Raw genomic sequence first — 22,926 nt, forward strand, 5'->3', positions numbered from 1 at the left:
CTATTACAATTCGCAGTCAGCGATTCACTTTCCTTAGCAATGTCACGATTGCTTCGACTAACTCATTGGGTTCGACAGGTTTTGCAACATGACGTTGAAACCCAGCAGCAAGAGCTTGTTCCTGATTAAAGTCTCCAGCATAGGCAGTCAGGGCGATCGCCGGAATTTGCCCGCCCTGCTCTGGTGGTAGAGCTCTCACTTGGCGCACTAGCATATAGCCATCCATATCTGGCATTCCGATGTCGCACAGGAGGATATCGAAGGGTATGGTTGAGAGCAGTTGCAACGCCTCGCTCGCAGACCCAAGGGCAGTCACTTTGGCTCCCGCTTGTTCCGCTACAAACGCCACAAACTCCCGTGAATCGCGTTCATCATCCACAACCAACACTCGCAGATTTGCCAGGTCAAGATCGTCCGATCGAGCTTCAGCCCGGCCGGCAACTTCTTCAACCAGATTCGCGGTATGCAAGAGGGGAAGTTCAACGGTGAAGGTGGCTCCCTGTCCTTCACCGCTACTCTCAACCCAAATTTTGCCGCCGTGCAGTTCGACAATTTGACGCGCGATCGCCAGCCCCAATCCCAAACCCCCAAATTTACGAGTTATGGCTCCATCCTCTTGCCGAAAATGCTCAAATACATAAGGCAGAAACTCAGGATTGATGCCTTTTCCAGTATCGGTGACAAGAATCTGAGCATAACTTCCAGTTTGGGTTAACCTAACGCTAATTTGCCCGCCTTGAGGGGTGAATTTGACGGCATTGGATAAAAGATTCCAGACTACTTGCTGCAAACGCCCGGAATCGCCCATTACCATTCCGATGCCGGGTGAAAAGGTTGTTTGAATTTGCAGCGACTTGGCTTCGGCTGCTAGCCGAACGGTTTCCAACGCGGCCGAGATCACCATATTCAAATCAACGGACATCGCGTTCAACCTCAGTTTGCCGCTCAGAATGCGGGAGATGTCGAGCAGGTCATCAATCAGTTGTGACTGGAGTCGGGCGTTGCGTTCGATCGAGGCAAGGGCGCTAGCCGTTTTTGCAGCACCCAGTTTCCCCTGCTGTAACAGCTTCGACCAGCCGAGAATCGGATTGAGCGGCGATCGCAACTCGTGAGACAGCACCGCCAAAAACTCATCTTTGATGCGGTTGGCGGTTTCGGCGGCTTCTCGTGCGGTTTGCTCCTGTTGCAAAAGCTTCTCGCGTTCTGCTTCGGCTTGCTTGCGATCGGTGATGTCGCGCGTTACACCCGCTACCATTTCCACAGCACCCTCTGCATCGAAAATTGGCACAAAAATATACTCGTAAGCTCTTGTACCGAGGGCGCTGGTGTATGGCATTTCATCCTTAATCGGTTGGTGCGTCTGAATCACTTCTTGAATCTGATTTTGCAGTTTGAGAGCTAAATCCACTGGGTAATCTAATTCAAAAAAGTTTTTGCCAATGGCTTCAGCGAAGGATTTTTGCCACAGGTCGAGCAACGGCTTGTTGATATCAATGAACCGCCCGGACAAATCGAATGTATAAATAAAGTCCGGCACAGAAGACTTAAACGCGTTGAACTTTTGCAGTTGCCGTTCGAGTTCGGCGGACGTTTGGCGCAGGACTGCTTCGGCTTGAATTCGATCGGTGACATTCTTGAAATAAACGGTGATTCCATTTGCTGCAGGGTAGGTGCGGACTTCGTACCAACGATCGTGGTCGGGATAAAACGCCGTCAGTGACCCAGCCACCCGATCGCGCATGGCGCTCCAATAGATCGGCTCAAACTCGCTACCAATCAGTCCTGGGTATTCTTCCCATAAATTCTTGCCAATCAAATCACCCGGAATGCGATCGAGCAAGGTTCCGGCAAATTGATTGACGTAGGTGAACCGCCAGTTCTCATCCAGGGCAAAGAATGCTTCACCAATGCTCTCTAGAATATTCCGGCTCTGCTCCTCGGTTTCACGCAAGGCTTGTTGGGCCCGTTGGCGCTCGTTTTCGACGCGCACGCGATCGGTGATGTCAACGGCAGCGCCGTAAATCACTTGTTCTTCTGGGTAAGGCTGGGCATTCCAAATAAACCAGCGGTAGGAGCCATCTTTGTGCCGGTAACGGTTTTCAAACCTAAAGGTTTTGTTACCGGAGAACAGACTGTCGGCTTCTGCAATGGAGCTGCCCAGGTCGTCCGGGTGGACAAACTCAGTCCAGGGGCGGGATGTCATTTCGTCTGGTGTCCAGCCGAGGATTCGTTCAAAGGTCGGGCTGACCCAGTGGAAATAGCCGTTTATGCCCGCAATCACTTGCAAATCCGAACCGACGGCAAGAAACCGTTCCCGTTCCTGCTCAATTTTTTTGCGCTCGTTGATATCCCGAAAGAAAAGAGACAGCCCCGTCGGTGAAGGATAAACGCGAACATCAACCCACAAATCAAACGGAGCATAATATTCCTCAAAGTCCACCGCGATTTGCTGGCTGAGCGATCGGCGATACTGGAATTCAAACTGATTGCCGATCGTGCCTGGGAAGGCTACCCACATCGTTTTGCCCAGCATTGCTTCTAGGGGAGTTCGCGACACTCGTTGTGCTGCTTCGTTGGCATAAGTAATGCGAAAGTCGAGATCCAATGCCATAAACGCATCGGTTACGCGCCCCAGAATGGTTCGCTCTCGCACTGTTGCTTCCTGTCGCAGCCGTGCCAGCTTCAAACTTGCTTCTACCCTTGCCAGCAGTTCGCGCGCCGAGAACGGTTTAATCAGATAGTCGTCTGCTCCGGCTGCGAGTCCTTCAATACGCGCTTCTTCGCCCGCGCGGGCTGATAATAGAATGATGGGAATGTCTTGAGTTGCGGGATTAGAACGCAGCGATCGCAACAACTCAAACCCATCCATCCCCGGCATCATCACATCTGTCAATACCAAATCGGGTGGATTCTTCTCAATGGCAGTCAAAGCGGCAAGGCCATCGGCGACGGTTTGAACAATATAAGAACCGCTCAGGAGTCGCCGAATATAATCGCGCATATCAGCGTTATCATCGGCCAGGACAATTTTAGATTTTAGATTTTGGATTTTAGATTGAGCGGGTTGATTGACGAGTTCATAAGTGGATGGAGCGATGCTCCATTCTTCTAATCTCAAATCGCCTTCTGGCAACCACCGTTGAGCTTCTTCGACATAGGGTATTGCCCCTAACGCTGTTGATGCTAACGTGCAACTGACACCAATTTGCTCCGGCGGCAGATGAGCTGTTCCGGCGGGAATCGTCACCGTAAAGCAACTTCCCTGCCCAAAAGTGCTGCTGACATCGATCGCTCCCCCATGTAGTTTGACGAGTTCTTGCACTAGCGACAGCCCAATGCCGGAGCCTTCAAAACTCCTGCCTTGTGAGTTTTTGATTCGATTAAATCGCTCAAATAAATGTGGTAGTTCTTCGGAGGGAATACCGATTCCTGTATCTGCAACTAATAATTCAACGCCAGAGTTTATCCACCGCAATCGAACAGTGATGGTTCCCGCTAAGGTAAATTTAAAGGCATTTGATAATAGATTTAGAACGATTTTTTCCCACATTTCGCGATCGACATAAATCGCTTCGGGCAAGGTTGGACAGTCAACAATCAGCGACATTCGGGCCCGTTCAATCAGCGATCGAAAGGTACTGGCAAGTTCCGCCGTATAGGTTGCCAAATCTACAGGTTCATAAGATGCTTGGACTCGACCTGCTTCGATGCGTGAGAAATCGAGCAAGCTATTAACGAGTTTGAGCAGCCGCATTCCGTTACGCTGCACCAACTGTAATTGTTCGCGTTCTTGAGGTGGAATTGTTCCATCCAGGTTTGCGATCGTGTCTTCTAAGGGAGCCAGCATCAAGGTGAGCGGCGTGCGGAATTCGTGAGAGACATTGCTAAAAAACGCGGTTTTAGCACGGTCTAACTCAGCTAACGCTTCGGCACGTTTACGCTCTTGTTCGTAAGCTTGGGCGTTGGCGATCGCTGTTGTCACCTGCCCTGCCATCAAATCAAAAAAACCTTTGTAATCATCATCAAACGTTCTAAGCGGACTCACTCCAGCAATCAGGAACCCGAACGTTTCTCCCGATCGAGCTAGTGGTAGAACTACCGCTTGATGAGGAGATTGGGACCACGCGCCGCCCGGTAAAAGTCCAAATTGCGCTTCCAAATTTTCAATGATTCTGCTTTCGCCCGTCTCGATGACTTGCTTCAATTGCCACTCGCACTTTTGGGCGGATGTAAGCTCGATCGCCTCACCAGAGGCAAGCGTTCCGGCTGCTAACCTTGTTGTACCCGCGAGTCGTGCGATCTCGCTTTCGCCATCGAGTAGATAAAACAGCGCAAACGGGATGTCATAGGCGTTATTGGTCAATACGGTGGCGGAAATCTCGCAAGCTGCTTCTACCGTCTTGGCAGTGACTGTTTCTGCTGCTAATTCGCGCAGCGTTGCCAAGCGGCGATCGCTCAACACGCCCTGAGTGTCCTCGCTACAGGCGCAGAAAACGCCCCCCACTGGGCCGTCATCATTCGCCACCGGACTGTAGGAAAAGGTAAAGTAGGTTTCCTCTGTATACCCGTTGCGCTCCATCACCAGAAGCAATTCTTGATTCCACGTCGATTGTCCCTGGTTCAAAACCGCTTCTGCTTGCGGGCCTAGCGTGTCCCAGATTTCAGCCCATACCCGTGAGGCAGGCTGACCTAGTGCTTGCGGATGTCGCTTGCCGAGGATAGGAATGTAAGCATCGTTATAAAAGTTGATCATCTCCTGTCCCCACCAGACGAACATGGGGTAGCGGGAACCTAAGACGATCCGAATCGCGGTTTTCAAGCTTTGCGACCAGGTTTCAACGGCACCAAGGGCCGAAAGGGACCAATCGTGCGATCGCATCAGCATCGCCATCTCGCTATTTCCTGCAAAAATCTGTTCAACGAGTTGAGACTGCTGGATCATGCGCTTGTCTTTCCATTGGGTCCACACAAACGGGCAACGATACTATCTCGGCTGACCGGGCGGGTTTAGCTAGATGACGCCAGAAACCCAGCGGGGATGGCCTGTTGCTGGTCAACTTTTACAGCATAGGCTGCCAGAGCGAGCGCTGGAATCTGCCCGCCGGGCGATCGTCTAGGAGCTGGCGAATTTTACGCATGAGAGCATAGCCGTCCATCTTTGGCCTTTCGATATCATATCAATTCCGCCACAGCCAGAACGATCGAGCTTTGGTTTTTTCGCCACCAACGAAAACAAGAGATCGCTATTAATCAAAGAAGCTTGTTTGAGAAGAAGAAGGCAGGGCTAAAATAACATTTCTTCCATTAGTGGTATCGGCCTGTGAGACTGTTCGCTCCCACGATACCGCCAGCGGTTGATGATGGGTACTTCTGCTAATCTTCATCTTTCTTTGTGAAACATACTTGCAAAATTTTGGACATGGTGCTAGTGTAAGAAGGTTTGAGACATTATGAGTTAGAGGTAAAACCCCGCAGAATGAAACAATTGGGAACCCATCTGGTCGCTGATGCTTGGCAGTCTCCTGGAGACCTGCTCAACGATCCTGAACGTATCCGCCGCGCCATACTCGATGCGATCGAAGCCGGAGGAGCTACTCTCATCGATTTGTGCGTACACCAGTTTAGTCCTCACGGAGTGACAGCTACTGCTACTTTGGCAGAGTCTCATATAGCAATCCATACTTGGCCTGAACACGGTTATTTTGCTGCAGACTTATTTTTCTGCGGGGCCGGCGACCCTCACCGAGCCATGAAGGTGCTACAGACAGCTTTGGAAGCTAAACAGGTAAAACTCACTGAGTTCACGCGCGGTTTCGAGCCAGGAGTGGGCATCGTAGGTTCTGCTTGTGAAGAGCAGTATGCGCCTCGTTCAGTAGAAACGAGTGCCGCCAGAGGATGATGGCCAATTAGCGTAACTTTGAACATTTTATGCTAGGTTTTGTTTAAAATCCCACGGATCGAACCGTGGGATTCTTGTTGGAATTTACTTTTTCATTAATAAAGGGCGGACAACTAAATAACCTGCGCCGAAAGCTGCAATGACAATCAGAAAAATTGCGATGGCCAACCACAATCCGCTTAAGTCTGAGGCTTTTTTGGATTGAGAACGCACGCGGTAAGGAGTTTCCGGCACTTCTGCAAATAATTTTTCTGGAAGTGGCTGCGGCATCGAGGCGGCTGTTGGCTGCGCTTCCGGTAGGGGAAAAGGGAAGGCTACTGTCTGAGGTGGTTGAGGTATGGCAGAGTTAGTCTGCGAGGTGGCAGGTGCTAGGGGCGCAGGTTCAACGCTGAAATTGAATTTGACAGGGGGCATTTGAGGCATCCCTGTCTGGGTGAGGCTCTGAGCCGAGTTGACTACTTGCTGTAGCTGTTGGGATACTTGAACTACTGTTTCTACTTCTCGCCGCAGTTGTTGATTTTGTTGGACTAATTGCTGGTTGTGGGTTTTGAGGGAGTCGAGCATCGCTTGGGCGGCTTGCAGCTCTGCCGTGACTTCTCGATAAAGGGAAATTGGTACGGATGGAGAGTAACTATTTGAGTTTTCAGGGGAAGTATTGTCAGATAAGGTAGTATTTTGCATAATTGTAGATGGCGAGGGTGAACTTGTTTTAGTTTAGCCTGAGAGTATTTATAATTAGATCGATCGCAACACAATTCGTCAAGATATTTGTTACAGATATCGATCGTAAATTTAATTAAATGTTACAAGTTATTAGTCAATCGCTATGAACAACTACGCAGCCGAACAAAGTATGTCGCAAAAGTCAAGCACCGAGGAAATTAAATACGGCGAACGCCAGATTTTGGAAGGGGAGTTAATTACTTTCCCAAATCCGCGAGTCGGGCGGCGCTACTCGATCAACATTACTTTGCCGGAGTTTACTTGCAAATGTCCGTTTTCTGGGTATCCAGATTTTGCGACAATTCACGTTACTTACGTGCCCGACGAGCGGGTGGTAGAGTTGAAAGCGCTGAAACTGTACGTTAACAGTTATCGCGATCGCTACATTTCTCACGAAGAATCGATCAATCAAATTTTAGACGATTTTGTGGCAGCTTGCGCGCCGCTAGAAGCGACGATTAAGGGCGATTTTTCGCCGCGGGGGAACGTCCACACCGTGATTGAGGTGTCGCATCAGAAGTAGGGCGGGTATTAAGCTGGTGTGGCATTGAGATTTAATTGTGGGGCGGCGTCGAAGCCCACCCCACAAAAGCCGTAAGAAATAAAATTGTTAAATTTAGTAAGTAATTGTAGGGTGCGTCAGGGCAGCCCTCTCAAGGTAGTCAAAAATTCCCTCCAACGTTTAAAATCTCGTAGTTTGTAGGGTGTACACTGCGCAGCGGTTGAGTTTGTCGCCCACCGGAGAGTACCGATTGACCGGGATTTCAGCGTTTTGATTTTGAAACCAAACTCCGTATAGCAATTTTTATTTGTTGAAATTTGAAAACTCCGAACGTGAAATAGCGGTTTTCTGCTTGTTTTCCGGTTCACATTAACCACCTCGACAAATCGGGCAAGGGCACCCTACAAACTCAACTAATCTTTTTGATATTTATCGTTGGTGTAAGGTGCGCATTGCGCACCTTACCGTTAGGTTTGACTTGCAACAGAATTCGGGGCGATCGCACTTTTTTCCTCTGCTGTTTTCGATTCGGCCAACTTGTCCAAAATCTCCACAACTTCTCTTTCAAAAGTCACCTGAGCGCGATTAGTGCGCCCGCCGACGTATAGTTTGCCGTTTTTTTCCAAAGCCCAAATCTGCGAGTGAGACATATAGCTCATTAGCACGCTGAGCATCAGCAACCCGAAGCCGGTATAAACGATCGGAATGCCCGGATCGGCTTTAATTTGCAATCCCGTACTGCCTACAACTTCGTCAATTGTCAGCATGACTCCGTTAACTTCTACCGCTGTGCCGGCGCGAACTGTAGTTAACAATTTGCCATCCGTACCGTACACTAACATTGTGCCTTGCAAGTCTTTTGCTAGTAGAGAAACTCCTGCACTCAAATCGGGTTTTGTCGGAATCCAAGCTCCCCAGATTCGGCCTTTACCTTGAGTATCTAACTGAGCCATTGGTAATTGTAAAACCGGGCTTTTGTTGAGGCGAACTCGCACGGCGGCTATTGCCCAATCTGCTTGATAAAATGTGACTCCCCGGTATCTGAGCGGCTCGTTAACGTGAATGGTTTTGCGATCGACCTCTTGGCCTGTTTTGTCCAAAACTGACAGGTCAGAGTAAAATTGGTCGATCGCACCGCTGGGACTGTAATCGATCCAGAACCGATTAACTCGCATCGACCAATCCTTCGGTATTTGCGGCCCCGCCCAAGGCCCCGCATCCAGGATATTCTGCACCTGAAATGTTTCGCCGCTGGGAACCATTTCTTGACCGAGAAATCCCGTCATTGCGCCCCACATCGACCCAGCTAAAATAATTAGCATACTGGCGTGAACAATAATCGGGCCGACTTTGCCAATTATTCCCTTGCGAGCATAAACTTTTTCGCCTTCTCGAAATATGCGGTAGTTTTTTTGCTGTAAAAGTGGTTCTAACGAACTTAAAGCAACTGTTTCTAATTCCGCACTGAGAGCTAATTTTTCAAACTGCTTTGGTTCTTCATAAAATTTCCAGCGGCGGGCGGCTTTTAATGCGGGAAATTGTCGGGTAAATGTACAAGCTGTTAAGCTGCTGCCGAACAAAATTAGGATTGACAAAAACCACCAAGTGCGGTATACGTGGTCTAGTCCTGCAATTAGCACAACTTTCCAAGTAAGGAAGCCGAACAAAGCGGGGTGTTCTGGATAGTTAGATTGGTAAAACGGTACTGATTGCCCTTGTTCGATGACGGTGCCGGAAATGCTGAAAAATGCGATCGTCAGCAGCAAGATAATTGCCAACCGCAAATCTGCTAGCACCGGCAAGATTTCTCGCTTGAAAAACCTTTGAGGGGCAGTCGCCCAGTTTGAGAGTTTTGATAGAAATACTTCTTTTGATGTCATTGGTAATTATGGAGGAAGAAGGAAGAAGGAAGAGGGAAGAGGGAAGAAGGAAGAAGGAAGAAGGAAGAAAGAGGAGGGAAAAACAAAAAACAGAGAAAATATTATTATTTTTATCTAGCAATTCTCAATCAATTTTGAAGTCTTGCTCTTTTATTTCTTTCTTCCTTCGTGTTCTTCGCGTTTTGGCGGTTCGTTAAAAAAACTTAATTCACGCATTCCGTAGTGAGTGCTATATCTCTAAATAAGGACTTCAGTCCTTACTACGAAACTTACGCCGGAAGTATCCGGGAAAGCAGGGAGAAAACGCCAAATCCTACTAGCAAAACGCCACTAACAGGCGTAATCCAACTCGACCACCGACGTAATTCTAACAACTTTTTAATACTCGCAGTAAAAGTACCTGCTATTATTAGCGGAGCGACGTACCCAGCAGCGTAAAACAGCAGCAACACACCACCTAAAACTGTATCTCCCGTTTTGGAAACCCAAGCTAAGAGTGTAGCTAAAACCGGAGTGCTGCAGGGAGACGCTACTAAACCAAAAGTTAAGCCCAATAAGTACGATCGCACGCCCGCAGGCAAATCTTTCGGCACCCACCCCACAGCGTCGAAAGACGGCATTTGCAAGGGTAAAGCTTCGAGTAAATTCAGCCCCATTAGAATAGCGATAATGCTGACAAGAATCGGCAAACCCAAGCCAATTTTGCCGTAAACTTGTCCGGCAAATGATGCTACAATACCTAAACCCGCAAGGGTTGTCGCCAATCCCAGGGAAAACCACGCCGACTGGGCGGCAGCTTGCAGGCGGCTTTTTGCTTCGTATCCGCCGATGTAGCCGATCGTGATCGGCAACATTGAAAGCATACAGGGCGTTAAGCTCGTTAGCAACCCTGCCATAAAGATGACTCCGACGCTGACTAAACTGAGGTGTGTCAGTTGAGTATTTACTAAATTATTAGCAAATTGTGCGAGTTCGTAAAGTTGGGTTTGCAGGATTTCCATCAGTCGATTTTAGATTTTAGATTTTAGATTTTAGATTGACTCCACAGTAGATTTTAGATTGACTACACAGAGGAATCTGGGAGTTTAAACTAAATATCTAATTTTTTTATCTCCACAGCCAATTTTAGATTTTAGATTGACTCTACAGAGGAATCTGGGAGCTTCAACTAAATATCTAATTTTTTTGAGCTTCACGACTTAAGTCGGAGGCTTGTATCCCTCGGCAGGCGAGTTCAGGCTCGGTGCTGTTCAGGCTCTATTTCAAATTGTAACAGATGCGCGCAGGTTCGGTTTAAGATTTAAAATTTTAGCGAGATTGACTTGTTGGAAGTAGAAAAGTCGATCGCACCCCGGTTTCAAGTAATATCTTGACACTATTTTCAACAATCTGTTTGCAACGGGTCGAGCCTATTGCATTTAAGAATTCATTGATTGGGAAACAGGCCGTAAACCCTATTATTGAGATTATTCAGACAGACTTTAATTTAAACTTACTTTAAATTAAAGCCAACTTCTTCATTAATAGAGCCGTCTGGCATTATTGCCCCTGCCAGCACCGCACCTCTAAGATTTGCGCCAGTTAAAATAGCGCCTTCTAAATTAGCATTGCTCAAGTTTGTGACTTGTTTGGAACCTCGAAAAAAGAAACTGTGCAAGTCAGCACCTGTCAAATTACTGTCAGCCAAATTAGCATATTGCAAGTCAGCACCGTGCAGCGTCGCCTCGGTTAAATTAGCTTCCGTGAGATTGCTTCCCCAAAGTCGAGAATCTAACAAATTAGCCTCTTTTAAATTGGCGCGAGTCAGATTGGCCAAAGTCAGATTTGCGTCCCACAATTTCGTGCCGTTGAAATTAGCTTCGGTCAAATTTGAGCGGCTGAGATCCGTGCCTAAAATATCAGCATTGGCTAAATTAGCGCCGCTGAGGTCTGCACCAGAAAGGTCAGCATTTTTTAAATTGACACCGGACAAATTGGCGCCGGACAAATTAGCGCCACTCAAATTGGCTTCTTGGAGATTAGCTCCCCGCAAATCGACAGCGCTCAAATCGCACTGCTTCCACAGAAAGCTGACGCACCAGTTATCTTTTAATAGCTGACTCAAATCGTCCGCCTTCGCGGCCATTACAGGAGGAGTTAAGTAGAGAGTGAACAGGACGATCGCCAACACGGCAGCGAAGATTTTTTTCAACTTCAGGACTCTTTTCATTGACACTAATTTGCGCAATAGATTCTTGATGTATACTCAAAGCATAGCAAACAATCGGCAACTTTCCTCACCAATCTTACTCAAAAATATTAATTAAAAGTTAATCGGGCGTTGGCGCAGCCACAAACTTAACTCCGGTAGTCTTATACAGGCTTTGAGCTAAAAATCCGGTTGCTTCACAGATGCCTCGCTGCCAAACTAAGATTTTTCGTTAAAACCGGGTTTTAGATGGCCGCAAGTTCGATCGGCATTTGCCAGTGCAATATCTCTACAAAGTAATACTTGTGGCGCGCAGTTGCGATCGATGCCGCAGGGGCCTACCTCAAAACCATCTCGGTAGAAACTTCTCAATATGGCAAGGAAGAAACCGCCCAGCTAGCCTGAAAACCTGATATTGAGCCGATTATAGATGCAATTTTTCTTAATTGCGATCGCCATCACTAACTAAGCCCAACTTTCATCACACAAGGGAATGCCCCACCATCACCAAATCTCATCAAACTTATCACGTTTCTGAGAGTACGCATATCACTGTCACTAGCTGAAATATCGAGCAAAATGAAAGCATACAGTTGAACACCAATCCTGCCATGCCTACTATCCCCATTCTCCCCAGCCAATTAGTCGTTACAACTATTTTAAATTCGATTGAATCTTTGGGATTAGCTAATATTGCAGGTCAAGTATTTTCGGGTGAGCAAGCTGACTCCCGAAAAGAAGTAAATTTAAAAGTTACTGCCAGAAAGTTTTATACTCAGGGTTTAAAAAATCTCAAACAACAAGACTTGCACGGTGCAATTAAAAATTTTACTGTCACAATTAACATTAATCCGCAATTCGCGTCCGCTTACAGCTATCGCGGTCTGGTTCGCTATAAATTAGGCTACAAGCAATCTGCGATCGAAGATTTAACTACAGCCATCGAACTCAATCCTTACCGAGCCAATTATTACACCAATCGCGGATTTATGCTGACTCGTTTAAAAGATTATACTGAGGCGATCGCGGATTACAACTCAGCACTGCTGCTCAACCCCAATTTAACCCAAGCTTACTTTAACCGAGGTGCTATCCGCCTACAAATGGAAAATTCCCTGGCAGCACTAGCTGACTTTGAGTCAGCAATTCGCCTCGATCGCGATTTTGCTAAAGCTTACTTCAACCGAGGAGTGACTAGATATAAATTGAGAGAGGTTCAGGGAGCATTTGAGGATTTTCAGAAGGCGGCAGGGCTTTTTAAGCAGCAGGGCAGAATGGATTCTTATCGAGATGCGGTTTCTAAAATTAGAAAGCTATGGTATTAGTTAAATTTGGGAATTGGGAACTTGTACGATCGCGCAGTCGAAGTATTGGCAATTGGGAATGGGCTATTAATAATCAGGTAAGGTGCACCGAAGAGCACCCTACACCTATAATTATGGCGTCAGTCTTGTTAAAGTTAGCCAATTCTCAAGGCGGCGTCACCGACTGGCAAGTCATCGGGACGGGAAATAGTAGAAAAGTTAATTGCAAAGGCGGCGTTTTGAACTGCTGCAGGGGCGGCATTTTGAACGACAGCCAAAGTAACTCCTCCAAATTGAATGAGTGTGTTGCTGCCAGATGGGGTGAATGAGGTGTTGGATAAATTGCTGGTTAAGCCAATGCGATCGCCCTCTCCCGGTCTAAAATCAAGAATTATATCGCTCGCCGTATCTAAAGCCAGATTTTCACCCGCAATCAGAACAAACGTATCAGTACCGCCACCGCCGGTGAGAGTATCGCTGCCAATATCGCCCACTAAAATATCGTTACCATCGCCACCGATTAAAACATCGTTTCCTCTGCCGCCTCGCAAAAAGTCGTTACCAGCATCGCCATTGAGATTATCGTCGCCGAGATTTCCATTCATAATCTCGTTGCCAACACCGCCGCTAATGGAGTCGTTACCTTTGCCACCTCGCAAAAAGTCGTTACCCGCTTCGCCCGTGATGGTATCGTTGCCTTGGCTGCCGTTAATTGCATCATCCGTCGGTGAACCGATAATGCGATCGTTTGCGCTACCTCCCACTACACCGTTAGAATTTTGCTGAGAGTCTTGGGAAGTGACTTGATAGTTGTTCGGGGTGTTGGTCAATCGGAGGGCTCGCAAAGGCAGATTTACGAAATTGGTACTGTTAATGAAATCGTTGAGAACATTAACATCGGTAATGATGCTAGAAACGCGACTGGGGACGATTCCTTGAACGACTTTTGCGGTAGAAATGCGATCGCCCTGCTGCACCGCATCCACCGTTTCAAAACCTTGAATAACGTTGCCAAAAACAGCATAATTGCCATTTAAAAACGGCAAATCATCCAAAGCAAAATAAAACTGCGAAGAAGCCGAATTCAAAGCATTAGAACGAGCCATTGCCACCGCACCGCGAGTATGCTGCAACTGTGGCGTCTGGGTTACAACTTGGTTGTAAACAGGTTGCGCGGCCCCTTGCGGCTTGATTTCCAAAGGAATAAAACGCGCCTGATTGGTATCCGGGTCAATAAAACTACCCGTTCCCAATTGACTGGCTGGAATTGAAGTATCTCTGCTGCGCGGATCGCCTCCTTGCACCACAAAAGGATCTGGCTGACGCACAACTCGGTGAAACATCACCCCGTCGTAAATACCGCGTTCAACTAAGTCAACAAAATTTCCTCCAGTAAGCGGGGCATTAGTGCCGTCTACTTCGATCGTAACGGGTTGACCGTTAATTACCTGGACTACTATAACTTTGCCTGTTAACGGGAGTGCAGCGCTCATGGGTAAATTGCTATTTGAGTGAGTGATCTTTGGGTTTTAGAAGCAATCCGCGAATTGCTCCTACCCATTTAATCAGAAAACTGTAAACTTGTCTTAAGTACAGTTCTACTTCTAACATTTATGATGTCCCGTCGCAAGTTTTTTAGCACTTTCTTGGCAATTTGTCTAGTTGTTCTAAGTTTCAATTTTGCCGCACCTGCATTTGCCCTAGGTGGAAAGCTTCCGGCGGTGAATGAAGCCGCACCGGATTTTAGCTTGCCCACAAACAGCGGCGACGGACAAGTCTCCCTCTCCGATTTTCGCGGTAAGTGGCTGGTAGTGTATTTTTATCCCAAAGACTTTACCTCGGGATGTACGATCGAAGCGCGGAGATTTCAGCAAGATTTGCCGAAATACTTGGCAAAGAATACTCAAATTATCGGTATTAGCGCGGATGATGTCGATTCCCATGCGGAATTTTGCGATTCCGAAGGTTTGAAGTTTCCGCTGTTAGCTGATACGGATGGTAAAGTGAGTAAAGCTTACGGTTCTTGGATGAGTTTTATCTCGGCGCGACACAGTTTTATTATTGACCCTGAAGGCGTTTTGCGGGAAACTTTTGTGAAGATTAATCCGGCGATTCATTCTAAAGAAGTGTTAGCCCGTTTGGGAGAATTGCAGGCTAACGGGTAATACCATTTTAGATTTTAGATTTTAGATTTTAGATTTGAATAATTGGGAATTACTGATGAACCTTGTCTTGGTAGTGAAGACTACATTCCTCTGTATTTTCAGATTATTTTAGTTTTCACTGCAAACGTTATCAGGTTGATTTGAACTCACATCTTGCACCATTCTCAATAATCCTTTTTTGGGTGGATTATCCTGGCCAACCCCTACTCCCCACAAGAAAATCTACTCTTTGTGGAACAGGTCTCAGAGCCCGTTGTTGACAATGCTGCAACATCTCAGTTTTACGGGAAATGATAGCTGTTAACGGGACAAGCGATATAAAAGTAAATCTAAAATCTAAAATCTAAAATCTAAAATCGCCTGTCCCGCCATACTCAATGAGAATTAAACTGGCTATTGATTGCAACAGCATCGACCGCAGAGTCCGGCTCGTAAATTTTTCTATTTCTGCTAGTAAGGCGGCGTTCCGGGTCAATTCCCTCGAAGGTTGGTGGCAACCAAACTCGGACTACCAACAACACTCCCAAAACTATCAAAAAAGCGCCTGTTGATAATATTTGAACCCAGGGAGTTTCCAGCACTCCCCGCACGATGACTTCTCGCAAAACAGATACTATACAAACTTCCACAGCCACCCCGATCGAAACGCGCTGCTCTTGCAAGTAAATAATTAGCAGCCGAAATAATTCTACCAAAACTAATAAAAATAGAATGTCGGCAGTCACTTGCTTAAAATTCAAAGGAGGAAGCAGCGAGAAAAACATTTCTCGCTGTTCGAGTACCATGAAACAAAACAAACCGATACACAAAGAAATTACAATTAAATCTTGAACTGTTTCGAGAGCGCTGACTATTAGTTTCAGATTCAACCATTGCGGGGGGTGATTAATCTGGTTATTTGAACGGTTTTGCATAGACGGCTCCTGCAATCTGTTTGAGTTGTTTACAGCTTAAGTTAAAGTTAGCTTATCTTTGAAAAAAAATCGGTTTAATTTATTTATAACCATTATAAAAATTCCCTGTGTTGACAATTTCCCATAAACTTTTATTTACCGCGCAGGCGGGTTGACATTTTGCCAAAGTTTGTGATAATCGACATCTGCTATTAGTAGATTTGACTGGTGAAAAGCAGAAGTCAATCGATTTTAGATTTTAGATTTTAGATTTTAGATTGAAGAATGGGATAATTGAAGAAAGCGACCTCACGGATGAATCCGGCGGCTTGTACCCTGGCTGATGAAGGTCAAAATCCTAAAATGCTGCAACTGCTATAAAATATGAAAATTGTAAAGAATTATTGACCACAGGTTGATAAACTCAAGTTAGCGACTCTCGGCTTTAATCAAACAAAAGCCGGAAAGTCAACCGAAAAACCAAAAGTAATCCAGAGAGGATTGAACACAATGGCATTTGAACTTGCACCATTACCCTTCGCCGCTGACGCCCTAGAGTCAGATCATATGTCGGCTAACACGTTTTCGTTCCATCACGACAAGCACCACGCTGCTTACGTGACCAACCTCAACAAACTGATTGAAGGGACGGAAATGGCGAGCAAATCCCTTGAAGAAATTGTCAAGGAATCTGCTAAAGACCCATCCAAAGCCGGCATTTTCAACAATGCAGGTCAAGTTTGGAACCACAATTTCTTTTGGAATTCCCTTGCACCAGGTGGCGGCGGCACTCCGACAGGAGCTTTAGCTGACAAAATCAACGCCGACTTCGGCAGCTTCGACAAATTCAAAGAAGAATTTAAGAATGCTGCGACAACTCAGTTCGGTAGCGGCTGGGCTTGGCTGGTTTTAGATAACGGTACTTTGAAAGTTACCAAAACTGCCAACGCCGACACCCCGGTAGCACACGGCCAAACTCCGTTGCTGACTTTGGATGTGTGGGAACACGCTTATTATTTGGATTTCCAAAACCGCCGTCCCGACTACATTACTAATTTCTTGGATAATTTGGCTAACTGGGATTTCGCAGCAGCAAATTTGGCTGCGGCTTAGTAGCATCTGAGTTTGAGGACTAAAGTCCTCACTACAAACTTCATAGGTTCGTAGTGAGGACTTTAGTCTTTCTTGAGATGAGTATTAACTTGAGTTTGACGGGCGCGGTGCAACGCTGGGCGCAGCAGTGAAAATAAACGCCGAAGGCGATCGGACTACTTCGTAGTAGTTAAAAAATTCTGAAATTGTGTTATAGTGCTATCGGTAACTTTTTTACAAATTTTGTAGTTTTAGTGGCTGTTCGCGCGATGACCTCTTCACCAACCATAGCACCCGTTCGATCGAGTCAAGTTACCCGCAAACCTTATCCCAACTATCGGGTAATAGTCCTCAACGACGATTTCAACACTTTTCAGCACGTTGTGGAATGTTTGACGAAATACATTCCAGGGATGACGAGCGATCGAGCATGGAAACTCGCCAACCAAATCCACCACGAAGGCCAGGCCACTGTCTGGGTTGGGCCGCAAGAGCAAGCAGAACTTTATCATATGCAATTGAGCCGTGCTGGACTGACAATGGCTCCGCTAGAGTCTACATAAAAATTTGTAGGGTTGAAGGCTTGTTTAAGTTTCGTTAACTCAATTTGAAACCTGCCAAAAGGGTTAAATAACTCGGTTCTCCTGAGCTAGATTATATGTAAACCTGCATAATCTTTTACTCAATTAGGAGAATTTTATGGATCATCCTTTTGATTTAGATGCTGCTCAACTCGAAGCAATTAATTTTGGTTTTGAAGAGACCCAAAGTGATGCACTCATCGCCCCCATCGAAGGTGGAATCATTTTCACGACTCTGGCTCTAGGTGAAGAAGGTGGGTCTCATCCGATACAGTGTATCTCAGCTCCCTGTCCGGGAAGTGAAGGAGGAGGAGGAGTAGGATTTACTCCCCCGCCTATTTTCGACCCTCCGATGACCACTATGGCTCTGGGTGAAGAGGGTGGAGGCCCTCCGATGACCACTATGGCTCTGGGTGAAGAGGGTGGAGGTCCTCCGATGACCACTATGGCTATCGGTGAAGAGGGTGGAGGTCCTATTCCTTCGTAATCTCATTCGTGGCGACAATTGTAGAAGAGATTCTGCCTAATTCCTGAACTCTTGAAATTGTTTCTGTAATGAGACTTTCAAAGATTTAGCCTCATTCGACAGTTTTTTTTAATACATAAAAAGTTGCAACACTCTCAAAACAAGTGATGCGACTTTTAATTTATTTACTTGCATTTTAGCAGATTTTTAATTTTCAATTTTTCCATGAACATTTTAATTCTGGGTAATGATTCAGATGCTCATGCTGCTCATATAAAAGATGCTCTCACCCAAGCCGGTGCAGAAGTAGATTATTTAGATACCTATCTGTTTCCAAGACAGTTACGTCTGTCTTGGCAACCTGATACCCTGGTAGGGTTCTTGACGCTACCCGGAGGTCGCCAGTTGAATTTTCAAGATATTCACAGTGTATTTTGGCGCAATTTCTCGGGTGTTTACGTTCCACAGTTAAAAGATGCACATCAACAGCAAGTTGCATTTAATGATTCAATGAGTACAGTGCGATCGCTCGTGCAAGCTTGTCCGGCTCGCTGGATTAATTCTTGGCAGGCATACCAATTTCATAAAGAAAAACCCCTACAACTGAGCAAGGCAAAGCAAATAGGAGTGACAATTCCTGCAACTTTAATCAGTAACAATCCAGAGCAAGTTAGGGAATTTGTCGAAAATCATGAAAAAGCAATTTTTAAGCCTGTTTATGGTGGCGCTCATACGAAGTTAGTCACAGAGACGCATTTAGAACCTAATCGCCTGGACTTGGCTTTGAGTATTTCTCCTGTCACAATACAAGAGTATATTCCTGGGACAAACATTCGCAGTTATGTGATTGGTGAATCAGTCTATTCTGCCGAAATTCGCAGTCAAGCTTTGGATTTTCGGGAAGATTTAGAGGCAGAGCTAATTCCGATAGATTTGCCAGAATCAGTTAAAAAACAATGTTTGGCAATATTAAAGGCATTTATGCTAGAGTGGACTGCTATTGATTGGCGTGTCAAGCCAACGGGTGAGTATGTATTTTTAGAGGCAAATCCTAGCCCGATGTTTATACACTTTGAGCGTCAGACTGGTTTTCCGATTACACAAAAATTAGTCAATCTCTTAATGTATTAACTGGGACTTAAGAGGCGATCGTAATTTTCCCAATCATCCCCGCCTCTGTATGTCCGGCTACCCGCAGGTTGTAACTTCCCGATTTCATGGGAACAAACACCCATTCTGCCATAGCGCCCGGTTTAAGTTCCAATTCGTGAATACTTCCTTTAATTTCCACATTACCAGCTTCAACTTTTTGAGTCCAACTCGCATCAGCAAAGTTTTTGGCAGTGAAATAATGTTTCTGCGAACTGGGATTTTTCAGCACTAATTTATAGCGCTTGCCCGATTCAAACTCTAGCAGATTGGGGAAAAACTTAAGTTCCCCACTTCGTTACCTAAACTAACAGTAATTTCGGTGACAGGTTGGCGAGACAAATCACCTGCAGCACTAGCAATTGCCGCTGGCATCAAGATTGTGATCAAACATAAAATTAGTCCCAAAATCACCTTGAGAGCTCGTTGTAACCCCTGGCTGCGGTAGAATTTGCCTAATTGCCAACCGAGTAAATGGATCGTTGCTGTTCTGACTACTGTTAACGGACTAATGACTGCTGACTAATGACTTAATTTGATCGCCAAACTTCATCCCAAGGCCCGCCCCCAACTTCCAAACCCGATAAAGAGCTTTGAGCCTCTAAGATAATTTTAGAACGCTGCTTACCATTTTTTTCAACATTTCCCCCCAACAATTCTCGCAGTTGCAAGCGCAATTCCCCGTGCGTCGTATCCCGGCAGCAAAAAGCCATGCCTTTTTCGGTAGGAGTTCGCACATAAGTACCAGAAGTCTTTGTAGTTCCAATTAACTCAACTTCAAACTGACTGTTTCTAGCCTGCATTTTCCAGCTTCCCCAAGGTTCAATATTCCAACTAACTTGCGAATTCCAAGGCACAAATTCGTAAAATTTGCCTCGGTAATGCAGACAAATCATTGCCACCGATTCCATCCACCACAGCACGCCCCGCTTGCCGCCGCCAGCAGTTAAAGCTAAATCCTTTTCGCCTTGAAAACAATTGCAATTAATCCAAAACCACTTTTGCGGAAAAGCACCGCCCCAGTTTTTTTCGCTGTAAGCGGGAGCATCTTTAAATTCGTAGCGTTGGCCGTTCCAATCGATCCAGCCCGTGGCTAAACCGTGAGCCATTAAAATTTGCCATCCCGGTTCAAATACGGGGAGAAAAGATAGCATTCCTGCCGTGGATTTCTGGAGTTGCTCAGAGTTTCCCCAGCCGTAAATAGGTTGAATTTCGTACTGCCAAAAACAGCGGCTTCTGCTTCCCGGATCGTGCAGATAACCTTGATTTAAAGTAGCAGTAGCTTGATAGCCTTCTTCGACGAGGCTGTCGAATACTTGTGGCTCTAAATAGTCGGGTTTAATTTGTAAATCTGTTTTGCCCCAATGTCCGAAACCCAAGCTTTCTCGGTGCGCCCAAAACTTATTTACATCGGGTAAGGTGCGGCACAAATAGCTATCTTTGGGGCCGAGAATTTGAGCTGCACCACCACTGTAAGGTTGACCGCCTCTGGGGTCTTCTATTGAATACATGAATGCAAAAGATTGCCCGTGAATCGGTAATGTTATTCGATAGTACCAGCCTTCAAAAAAGCGCCGGGAACTGCCGTCCCAGTGGTAGCCGCTGTGAGGAGTTTCAATAGTTTTGAGTTGTGAGAGTGAATTTGACATAAAATTACCAATAGCAGAAAGAAGAGTCATTAGTCAGCAGCCATTAGTTATTAGTTATTAGCTAGCAGTCATTAGTCATTAGTAGCGTGCTGGTGTGCACACCTTATCCAATTCGCAATTCCCTTTTTCCCAATTACCTTTTTTCCAATGACTAATGACTACTGACTACTGACTAATCCCATTACCAATATGATAGGTTATTAATTATGTCTTTAGCACTTTGGCGATCGCCCTTAGCTCGCGCGCTCCACCGCAACCGCAGTCTTGCTTTTGCCCGCTACTTGCAACTAGCAACTGTTCGCGCCACCGGGCGTCCGGCCAACCGCACTGTGGTGTTTCGAGGCTTTTTAGCAGATACTAATCAGTTGAAATTTATTACAGATATTCGCAGTGAAAAGGCAGAGGAAATTAACCTCTATCCTTGGGGGGAAATTTGCTGGTATTTCCCCAAAACTCGCGAACAATTTCGGATTGCTGGAAAGCTAGTTTTAGTAGGAGCAGATTATCCAGAGGCAGAGTTGTGCTCATCGCGCCGCACAGCTTGGCAGGAGCTTTCTGAGGCGGCTCGATCGCAGTTTGCTTGGCCGCATCCGGGGGAAGACAAAGCCCCGGCTAGTGCTTTTGATTCTGCTTCCCCAGATGCGATCGAGCCGCTGCCTAATTTTTGCTTGCTGTTGTTGGAACCGGAAACGGTGGATTTGTTGGAGTTGCGGGGGGAACCGCAGAACCGATCGCTTTATCGGCGCGACGGGGAGGGAAATTGGTCTGTGCGATCGGTTAATCCTTGAAGTCAGTTGACTGTTAACTGTTGACTGTTGACTGTTGTCAGTAGGAAAGTTTTAAGTTGAAAAATTCCCAATGAAAAACTCAACACTCAAAACTATTTTTAGATGCCGGTGCCGTCGAAAAATTCTTGAATTGCTTTATCTTTTAACTTGCAGCTAGGGGTTGTAACTAGCTCTGTTTTTTCGGCTAAGGCTACATTGCTGGCTTGGTTTAAAGCTTCTGATACTGAGTGGAAATTGTGGGAATGGGGAACAGAAGTTAAGGAGACAGATGCTTGAGGAAGCAAACTTTTTACTTGCTGTTCGAGGGACTCGATGCGATCGAGCAAAGAGCGAATTACCACAGCTTCCGAATCCGGCAAACTGCCGTGTTCTAGGGGATTGACGCGCACTCCCGATCGATAGACGATGCGGCCGGGAATCCCTACCACCGTACAGTCAGATGGTACGTCCCGGAGCACGACGGAACCGGCGCCGATGCGAACGTTGTTGCCAATTAGCAGATTGCCTAGTACCTTGGCGCCGGCACCGACAACTACATTTTCGCCGACGGTAGGGTGACGTTTGCCGCTTTCTTTGCCTGTGCCCCCAAGGGTGACACCTTGGTAAATTAGGGCAAAATCGCCGATAATCGCTGTTTCGCCGATCACAACCCCCATACCGTGGTCGATGAATACGCTTTTGCCGATCGTTGCCCCTGGGTGAATTTCAATTCCGGTCAAAAAGCGAGCTATGTGGGAAATAAAGCGGGGGATGAAGGGAAGTCCCAGCACGTAAAGCCAATGTGCGAGGCGGTGCAGCACTAGGGCCTGAAGACCGGGGTAACAAAATAAAACTTCCAACCAGTTGCGAGCGGCAGGGTCGCGATCAAAAATTATACTGAAGTCAGCTCTAAGAGTCTTTAGCACTTTCGGATTTACCAATTTTGGTTAAACACGCCACTTTCAATTTTACATTTTACTGGATGGCGTAAGTGAGAGACCGATCGGGAGATTGGGGAGTGCGAGATTGGCAGATTGGCAGATTGGGGGAGTGGGAGATTGGCAGATTGGCAGATTGGGGGAGAATTTGATCGTATTTGATTGTCCCCATCCCACAGCGCCGCGGCGTTCTATTCCTGTACAGAGATTGTATAGTTAGACTTGACTCCGGGTTCGAGAGTACCGACCCAAATCCTGTAAGAGCCTGCTTGCCATTCAGAATCAACAATGCCAGCATCTTTATTCTGGCCTGCATCGTCTCCGCAGCGCACCGCATTACCGGGGCCTTGTACGAGTAAGGTTGTGTCCTTGCCTCCGCTGTTGACTTTGATTGCGAGTTTTGAAAAGTTTTGCTGCAAGACGATGATGTGGTCGGGAGTTGGGGTGGCAAAACCCAAACATTTGTTTTTGTGCCGATCGGCGTTGGCAATGGCAGATAGAGAGTACGATCCGCCTGTGGAACCTCTCAAAACTGCTGTTGGGGCTCCAAAACCTCGCGATAAAGTTAAAGTGCCGAAATTGGCTGTTTCTGCTAAAACTGGTAGGGCGGCGATCGCGGCGATCGCCGCCAAGACTGCACCGTTTTTGAAATTGGCTCGCTGATTAAACAACATGGCAATATTCCTCGCTCACAACTTAAAATTACAACTCAGAATTTACCCATCGCAGC

The 22,926-nt window shown here is 46.4% G+C and carries 21 protein-coding genes; 10 read left to right on the forward strand and 11 right to left on the reverse strand.

The features are described 5' to 3' along the window. Window positions 1-16: 16 nt before the first annotated feature. Window positions 17-4,942, reverse strand: a complete 4,926-nt coding sequence (locus E5S67_RS03770; RefSeq protein ID WP_172185633.1) for an ATP-binding protein — start codon at window positions 4,940-4,942, stop codon at window positions 17-19. Window positions 4,943-5,476: 534 nt separating this feature from the next. On the opposite strand from E5S67_RS03770, the gene speD reads away from it, so the two are divergent. Further along, entirely contained in the window at window positions 5,477-5,899 is a 423-nt protein-coding gene (speD, locus tag E5S67_RS03775) for an adenosylmethionine decarboxylase (protein WP_006633984.1), read from the forward strand. A gap of 84 nt (window positions 5,900-5,983) precedes the next feature. Here speD and E5S67_RS03780 read toward each other — a convergent pair whose 3' ends face one another. Then, complete coding sequence (locus E5S67_RS03780) at window positions 5,984-6,580, reverse strand: hypothetical protein (RefSeq protein ID WP_172185637.1); 597 nt, start codon at window positions 6,578-6,580, stop codon at window positions 5,984-5,986. 145 nt (window positions 6,581-6,725) lie between these two features. Here E5S67_RS03780 and queF point away from each other — a divergent pair, with 145 nt between their 5' ends. Continuing rightward, complete coding sequence (queF, locus tag E5S67_RS03785; RefSeq protein ID WP_172185639.1) at window positions 6,726-7,145, forward strand: preQ(1) synthase; 420 nt, start codon at window positions 6,726-6,728, stop codon at window positions 7,143-7,145. A 446-nt stretch (window positions 7,146-7,591) separates the two neighbouring features. Here queF and E5S67_RS03790 read toward each other — a convergent pair whose 3' ends face one another. Beyond that, on the reverse strand, window positions 7,592-9,004 hold the full coding sequence (locus E5S67_RS03790; protein WP_172185641.1) for a cytochrome c biogenesis protein: 1,413 nt from the start codon (window positions 9,002-9,004) through the stop codon (window positions 7,592-7,594). On the opposite strand from E5S67_RS03790, the gene E5S67_RS03795 reads away from it, so the two are divergent. Next, entirely contained in the window at window positions 8,998-9,201 is a 204-nt protein-coding gene (locus E5S67_RS03795) for a hypothetical protein (protein ID WP_172185643.1), read from the forward strand. The genes E5S67_RS03790 and E5S67_RS03795 overlap by 7 nt on opposite strands. Before the next feature lie 72 nt (window positions 9,202-9,273). Here the strand turns inward: E5S67_RS03795 and E5S67_RS03800 are convergent, their stop codons facing one another. Both E5S67_RS03800 and E5S67_RS03805 read right to left on the reverse strand, forming a co-directional pair. After that, window positions 9,274-10,008, reverse strand: a complete 735-nt coding sequence (locus E5S67_RS03800; RefSeq protein ID WP_216670185.1) for a cytochrome c biogenesis protein CcdA — start codon at window positions 10,006-10,008, stop codon at window positions 9,274-9,276. 488 nt (window positions 10,009-10,496) lie between these two features. Further along, window positions 10,497-11,213: a pentapeptide repeat-containing protein gene (locus E5S67_RS03805; protein ID WP_172185647.1), complete on the reverse strand. Its 717-nt coding sequence runs from the start codon at window positions 11,211-11,213 to the stop codon at window positions 10,497-10,499. A gap of 590 nt (window positions 11,214-11,803) precedes the next feature. Here E5S67_RS03805 and E5S67_RS03810 point away from each other — a divergent pair. After that, a complete protein-coding gene (locus E5S67_RS03810) occupies window positions 11,804-12,517 on the forward strand; it encodes a tetratricopeptide repeat protein (protein WP_172185649.1) in 714 nt (237 codons plus the stop codon). A gap of 134 nt (window positions 12,518-12,651) precedes the next feature. Here the strand turns inward: E5S67_RS03810 and E5S67_RS03815 are convergent, their stop codons facing one another. After that, window positions 12,652-13,989, reverse strand: a complete 1,338-nt coding sequence (locus tag E5S67_RS03815; protein WP_172185651.1) for a peptidylprolyl isomerase — start codon at window positions 13,987-13,989, stop codon at window positions 12,652-12,654. A 120-nt stretch (window positions 13,990-14,109) separates the two neighbouring features. On the opposite strand from E5S67_RS03815, the gene E5S67_RS03820 reads away from it, so the two are divergent. Next, entirely contained in the window at window positions 14,110-14,661 is a 552-nt protein-coding gene (locus tag E5S67_RS03820) for a peroxiredoxin (RefSeq protein WP_172185653.1), read from the forward strand. Between the two features lie 374 nt (window positions 14,662-15,035). Here the strand turns inward: E5S67_RS03820 and E5S67_RS03825 are convergent, their stop codons facing one another. Continuing rightward, a complete protein-coding gene (locus tag E5S67_RS03825) occupies window positions 15,036-15,575 on the reverse strand; it encodes a phosphate-starvation-inducible PsiE family protein (protein WP_172185655.1) in 540 nt (179 codons plus the stop codon). Between the two features lie 489 nt (window positions 15,576-16,064). On the opposite strand from E5S67_RS03825, the gene E5S67_RS03830 reads away from it, so the two are divergent. The 4 genes from E5S67_RS03830 to E5S67_RS03845 all read left to right on the forward strand — a co-directional run bounded on the left by E5S67_RS03830 (window position 16,065) and on the right by E5S67_RS03845 (window position 18,824). Then, on the forward strand, window positions 16,065-16,667 hold the full coding sequence (locus tag E5S67_RS03830) for a superoxide dismutase (protein WP_172185657.1): 603 nt from the start codon (window positions 16,065-16,067) through the stop codon (window positions 16,665-16,667). A 248-nt stretch (window positions 16,668-16,915) separates the two neighbouring features. Then, a complete protein-coding gene (gene clpS / locus E5S67_RS03835; protein ID WP_172185659.1) occupies window positions 16,916-17,209 on the forward strand; it encodes an ATP-dependent Clp protease adapter ClpS in 294 nt (97 codons plus the stop codon). A 136-nt stretch (window positions 17,210-17,345) separates the two neighbouring features. Beyond that, entirely contained in the window at window positions 17,346-17,714 is a 369-nt protein-coding gene (locus E5S67_RS03840; protein ID WP_172185661.1) for a hypothetical protein, read from the forward strand. A gap of 204 nt (window positions 17,715-17,918) precedes the next feature. Next, window positions 17,919-18,824: an ATP-grasp domain-containing protein gene (locus E5S67_RS03845; RefSeq protein ID WP_172185663.1), complete on the forward strand. Its 906-nt coding sequence runs from the start codon at window positions 17,919-17,921 to the stop codon at window positions 18,822-18,824. A 7-nt stretch (window positions 18,825-18,831) separates the two neighbouring features. Here the strand turns inward: E5S67_RS03845 and E5S67_RS34355 are convergent, their stop codons facing one another. After that, window positions 18,832-19,074, reverse strand: a complete 243-nt coding sequence (locus E5S67_RS34355) for a cupredoxin domain-containing protein (RefSeq protein ID WP_339382958.1) — start codon at window positions 19,072-19,074, stop codon at window positions 18,832-18,834. 298 nt (window positions 19,075-19,372) lie between these two features. After that, on the reverse strand, window positions 19,373-20,491 hold the full coding sequence (locus E5S67_RS03855; protein ID WP_172185665.1) for a tocopherol cyclase family protein: 1,119 nt from the start codon (window positions 20,489-20,491) through the stop codon (window positions 19,373-19,375). Between the two features lie 206 nt (window positions 20,492-20,697). Between E5S67_RS03855 and E5S67_RS03860 the strand changes: the two genes are divergently transcribed. Beyond that, window positions 20,698-21,279, forward strand: a complete 582-nt coding sequence (locus E5S67_RS03860) for an Npun_F5749 family FMN-dependent PPOX-type flavoprotein (protein ID WP_172185667.1) — start codon at window positions 20,698-20,700, stop codon at window positions 21,277-21,279. Between the two features lie 98 nt (window positions 21,280-21,377). On the opposite strand, the gene cysE is transcribed toward E5S67_RS03860, so the two are convergent. Both cysE and E5S67_RS03870 read right to left on the reverse strand, forming a co-directional pair. Further along, window positions 21,378-22,184, reverse strand: coding sequence for a serine O-acetyltransferase (gene cysE, locus E5S67_RS03865; protein ID WP_172185669.1), 807 nt, complete (start codon window positions 22,182-22,184; stop codon window positions 21,378-21,380). 203 nt (window positions 22,185-22,387) lie between these two features. Then, window positions 22,388-22,870, reverse strand: a complete 483-nt coding sequence (locus E5S67_RS03870; RefSeq protein WP_172185671.1) for a hypothetical protein — start codon at window positions 22,868-22,870, stop codon at window positions 22,388-22,390. Window positions 22,871-22,926: the final 56 nt, after the last annotated feature.

Source organism: Microcoleus asticus IPMA8 (assembly GCF_013179805.1).
GTDB classification, from domain to species: Bacteria; Cyanobacteriota; Cyanobacteriia; order Cyanobacteriales; family Microcoleaceae; genus Microcoleus; species Microcoleus asticus.

What these genes read in the sequence shown, in the direction of transcription:
- E5S67_RS03770 (WP_172185633.1), bottom strand. Translation starts at nt 4,942, where the DNA reads ATGATCCAGCAGTCTCAACTCGTTGAACAGATTTTTGCAGGAAATAGC.
- speD (WP_006633984.1), top strand. Translation starts at nt 5,477, where the DNA reads ATGAAACAATTGGGAACCCATCTGGTCGCTGATGCTTGGCAGTCTCCT.
- E5S67_RS03780 (WP_172185637.1), bottom strand. Translation starts at nt 6,580, where the DNA reads ATGCAAAATACTACCTTATCTGACAATACTTCCCCTGAAAACTCAAAT.
- queF (WP_172185639.1), top strand. Translation starts at nt 6,726, where the DNA reads ATGAACAACTACGCAGCCGAACAAAGTATGTCGCAAAAGTCAAGCACC.
- E5S67_RS03795 (WP_172185643.1), top strand. Translation starts at nt 8,998, where the DNA reads ATGTCATTGGTAATTATGGAGGAAGAAGGAAGAAGGAAGAGGGAAGAG.
- E5S67_RS03790 (WP_172185641.1), bottom strand. Translation starts at nt 9,004, where the DNA reads ATGACATCAAAAGAAGTATTTCTATCAAAACTCTCAAACTGGGCGACT.
- E5S67_RS03805 (WP_172185647.1), bottom strand. Translation starts at nt 11,213, where the DNA reads ATGAAAAGAGTCCTGAAGTTGAAAAAAATCTTCGCTGCCGTGTTGGCG.
- E5S67_RS03810 (WP_172185649.1), top strand. Translation starts at nt 11,804, where the DNA reads ATGCCTACTATCCCCATTCTCCCCAGCCAATTAGTCGTTACAACTATT.
- E5S67_RS03815 (WP_172185651.1), bottom strand. Translation starts at nt 13,989, where the DNA reads ATGAGCGCTGCACTCCCGTTAACAGGCAAAGTTATAGTAGTCCAGGTA.
- E5S67_RS03820 (WP_172185653.1), top strand. Translation starts at nt 14,110, where the DNA reads ATGATGTCCCGTCGCAAGTTTTTTAGCACTTTCTTGGCAATTTGTCTA.
- E5S67_RS03825 (WP_172185655.1), bottom strand. Translation starts at nt 15,575, where the DNA reads ATGCAAAACCGTTCAAATAACCAGATTAATCACCCCCCGCAATGGTTG.
- E5S67_RS03830 (WP_172185657.1), top strand. Translation starts at nt 16,065, where the DNA reads ATGGCATTTGAACTTGCACCATTACCCTTCGCCGCTGACGCCCTAGAG.
- clpS (WP_172185659.1), top strand. Translation starts at nt 16,916, where the DNA reads ATGACCTCTTCACCAACCATAGCACCCGTTCGATCGAGTCAAGTTACC.
- E5S67_RS03840 (WP_172185661.1), top strand. Translation starts at nt 17,346, where the DNA reads ATGGATCATCCTTTTGATTTAGATGCTGCTCAACTCGAAGCAATTAAT.
- E5S67_RS03845 (WP_172185663.1), top strand. Translation starts at nt 17,919, where the DNA reads ATGAACATTTTAATTCTGGGTAATGATTCAGATGCTCATGCTGCTCAT.
- E5S67_RS03855 (WP_172185665.1), bottom strand. Translation starts at nt 20,491, where the DNA reads ATGTCAAATTCACTCTCACAACTCAAAACTATTGAAACTCCTCACAGC.
- E5S67_RS03860 (WP_172185667.1), top strand. Translation starts at nt 20,698, where the DNA reads ATGTCTTTAGCACTTTGGCGATCGCCCTTAGCTCGCGCGCTCCACCGC.
- E5S67_RS03870 (WP_172185671.1), bottom strand. Translation starts at nt 22,870, where the DNA reads ATGTTGTTTAATCAGCGAGCCAATTTCAAAAACGGTGCAGTCTTGGCG.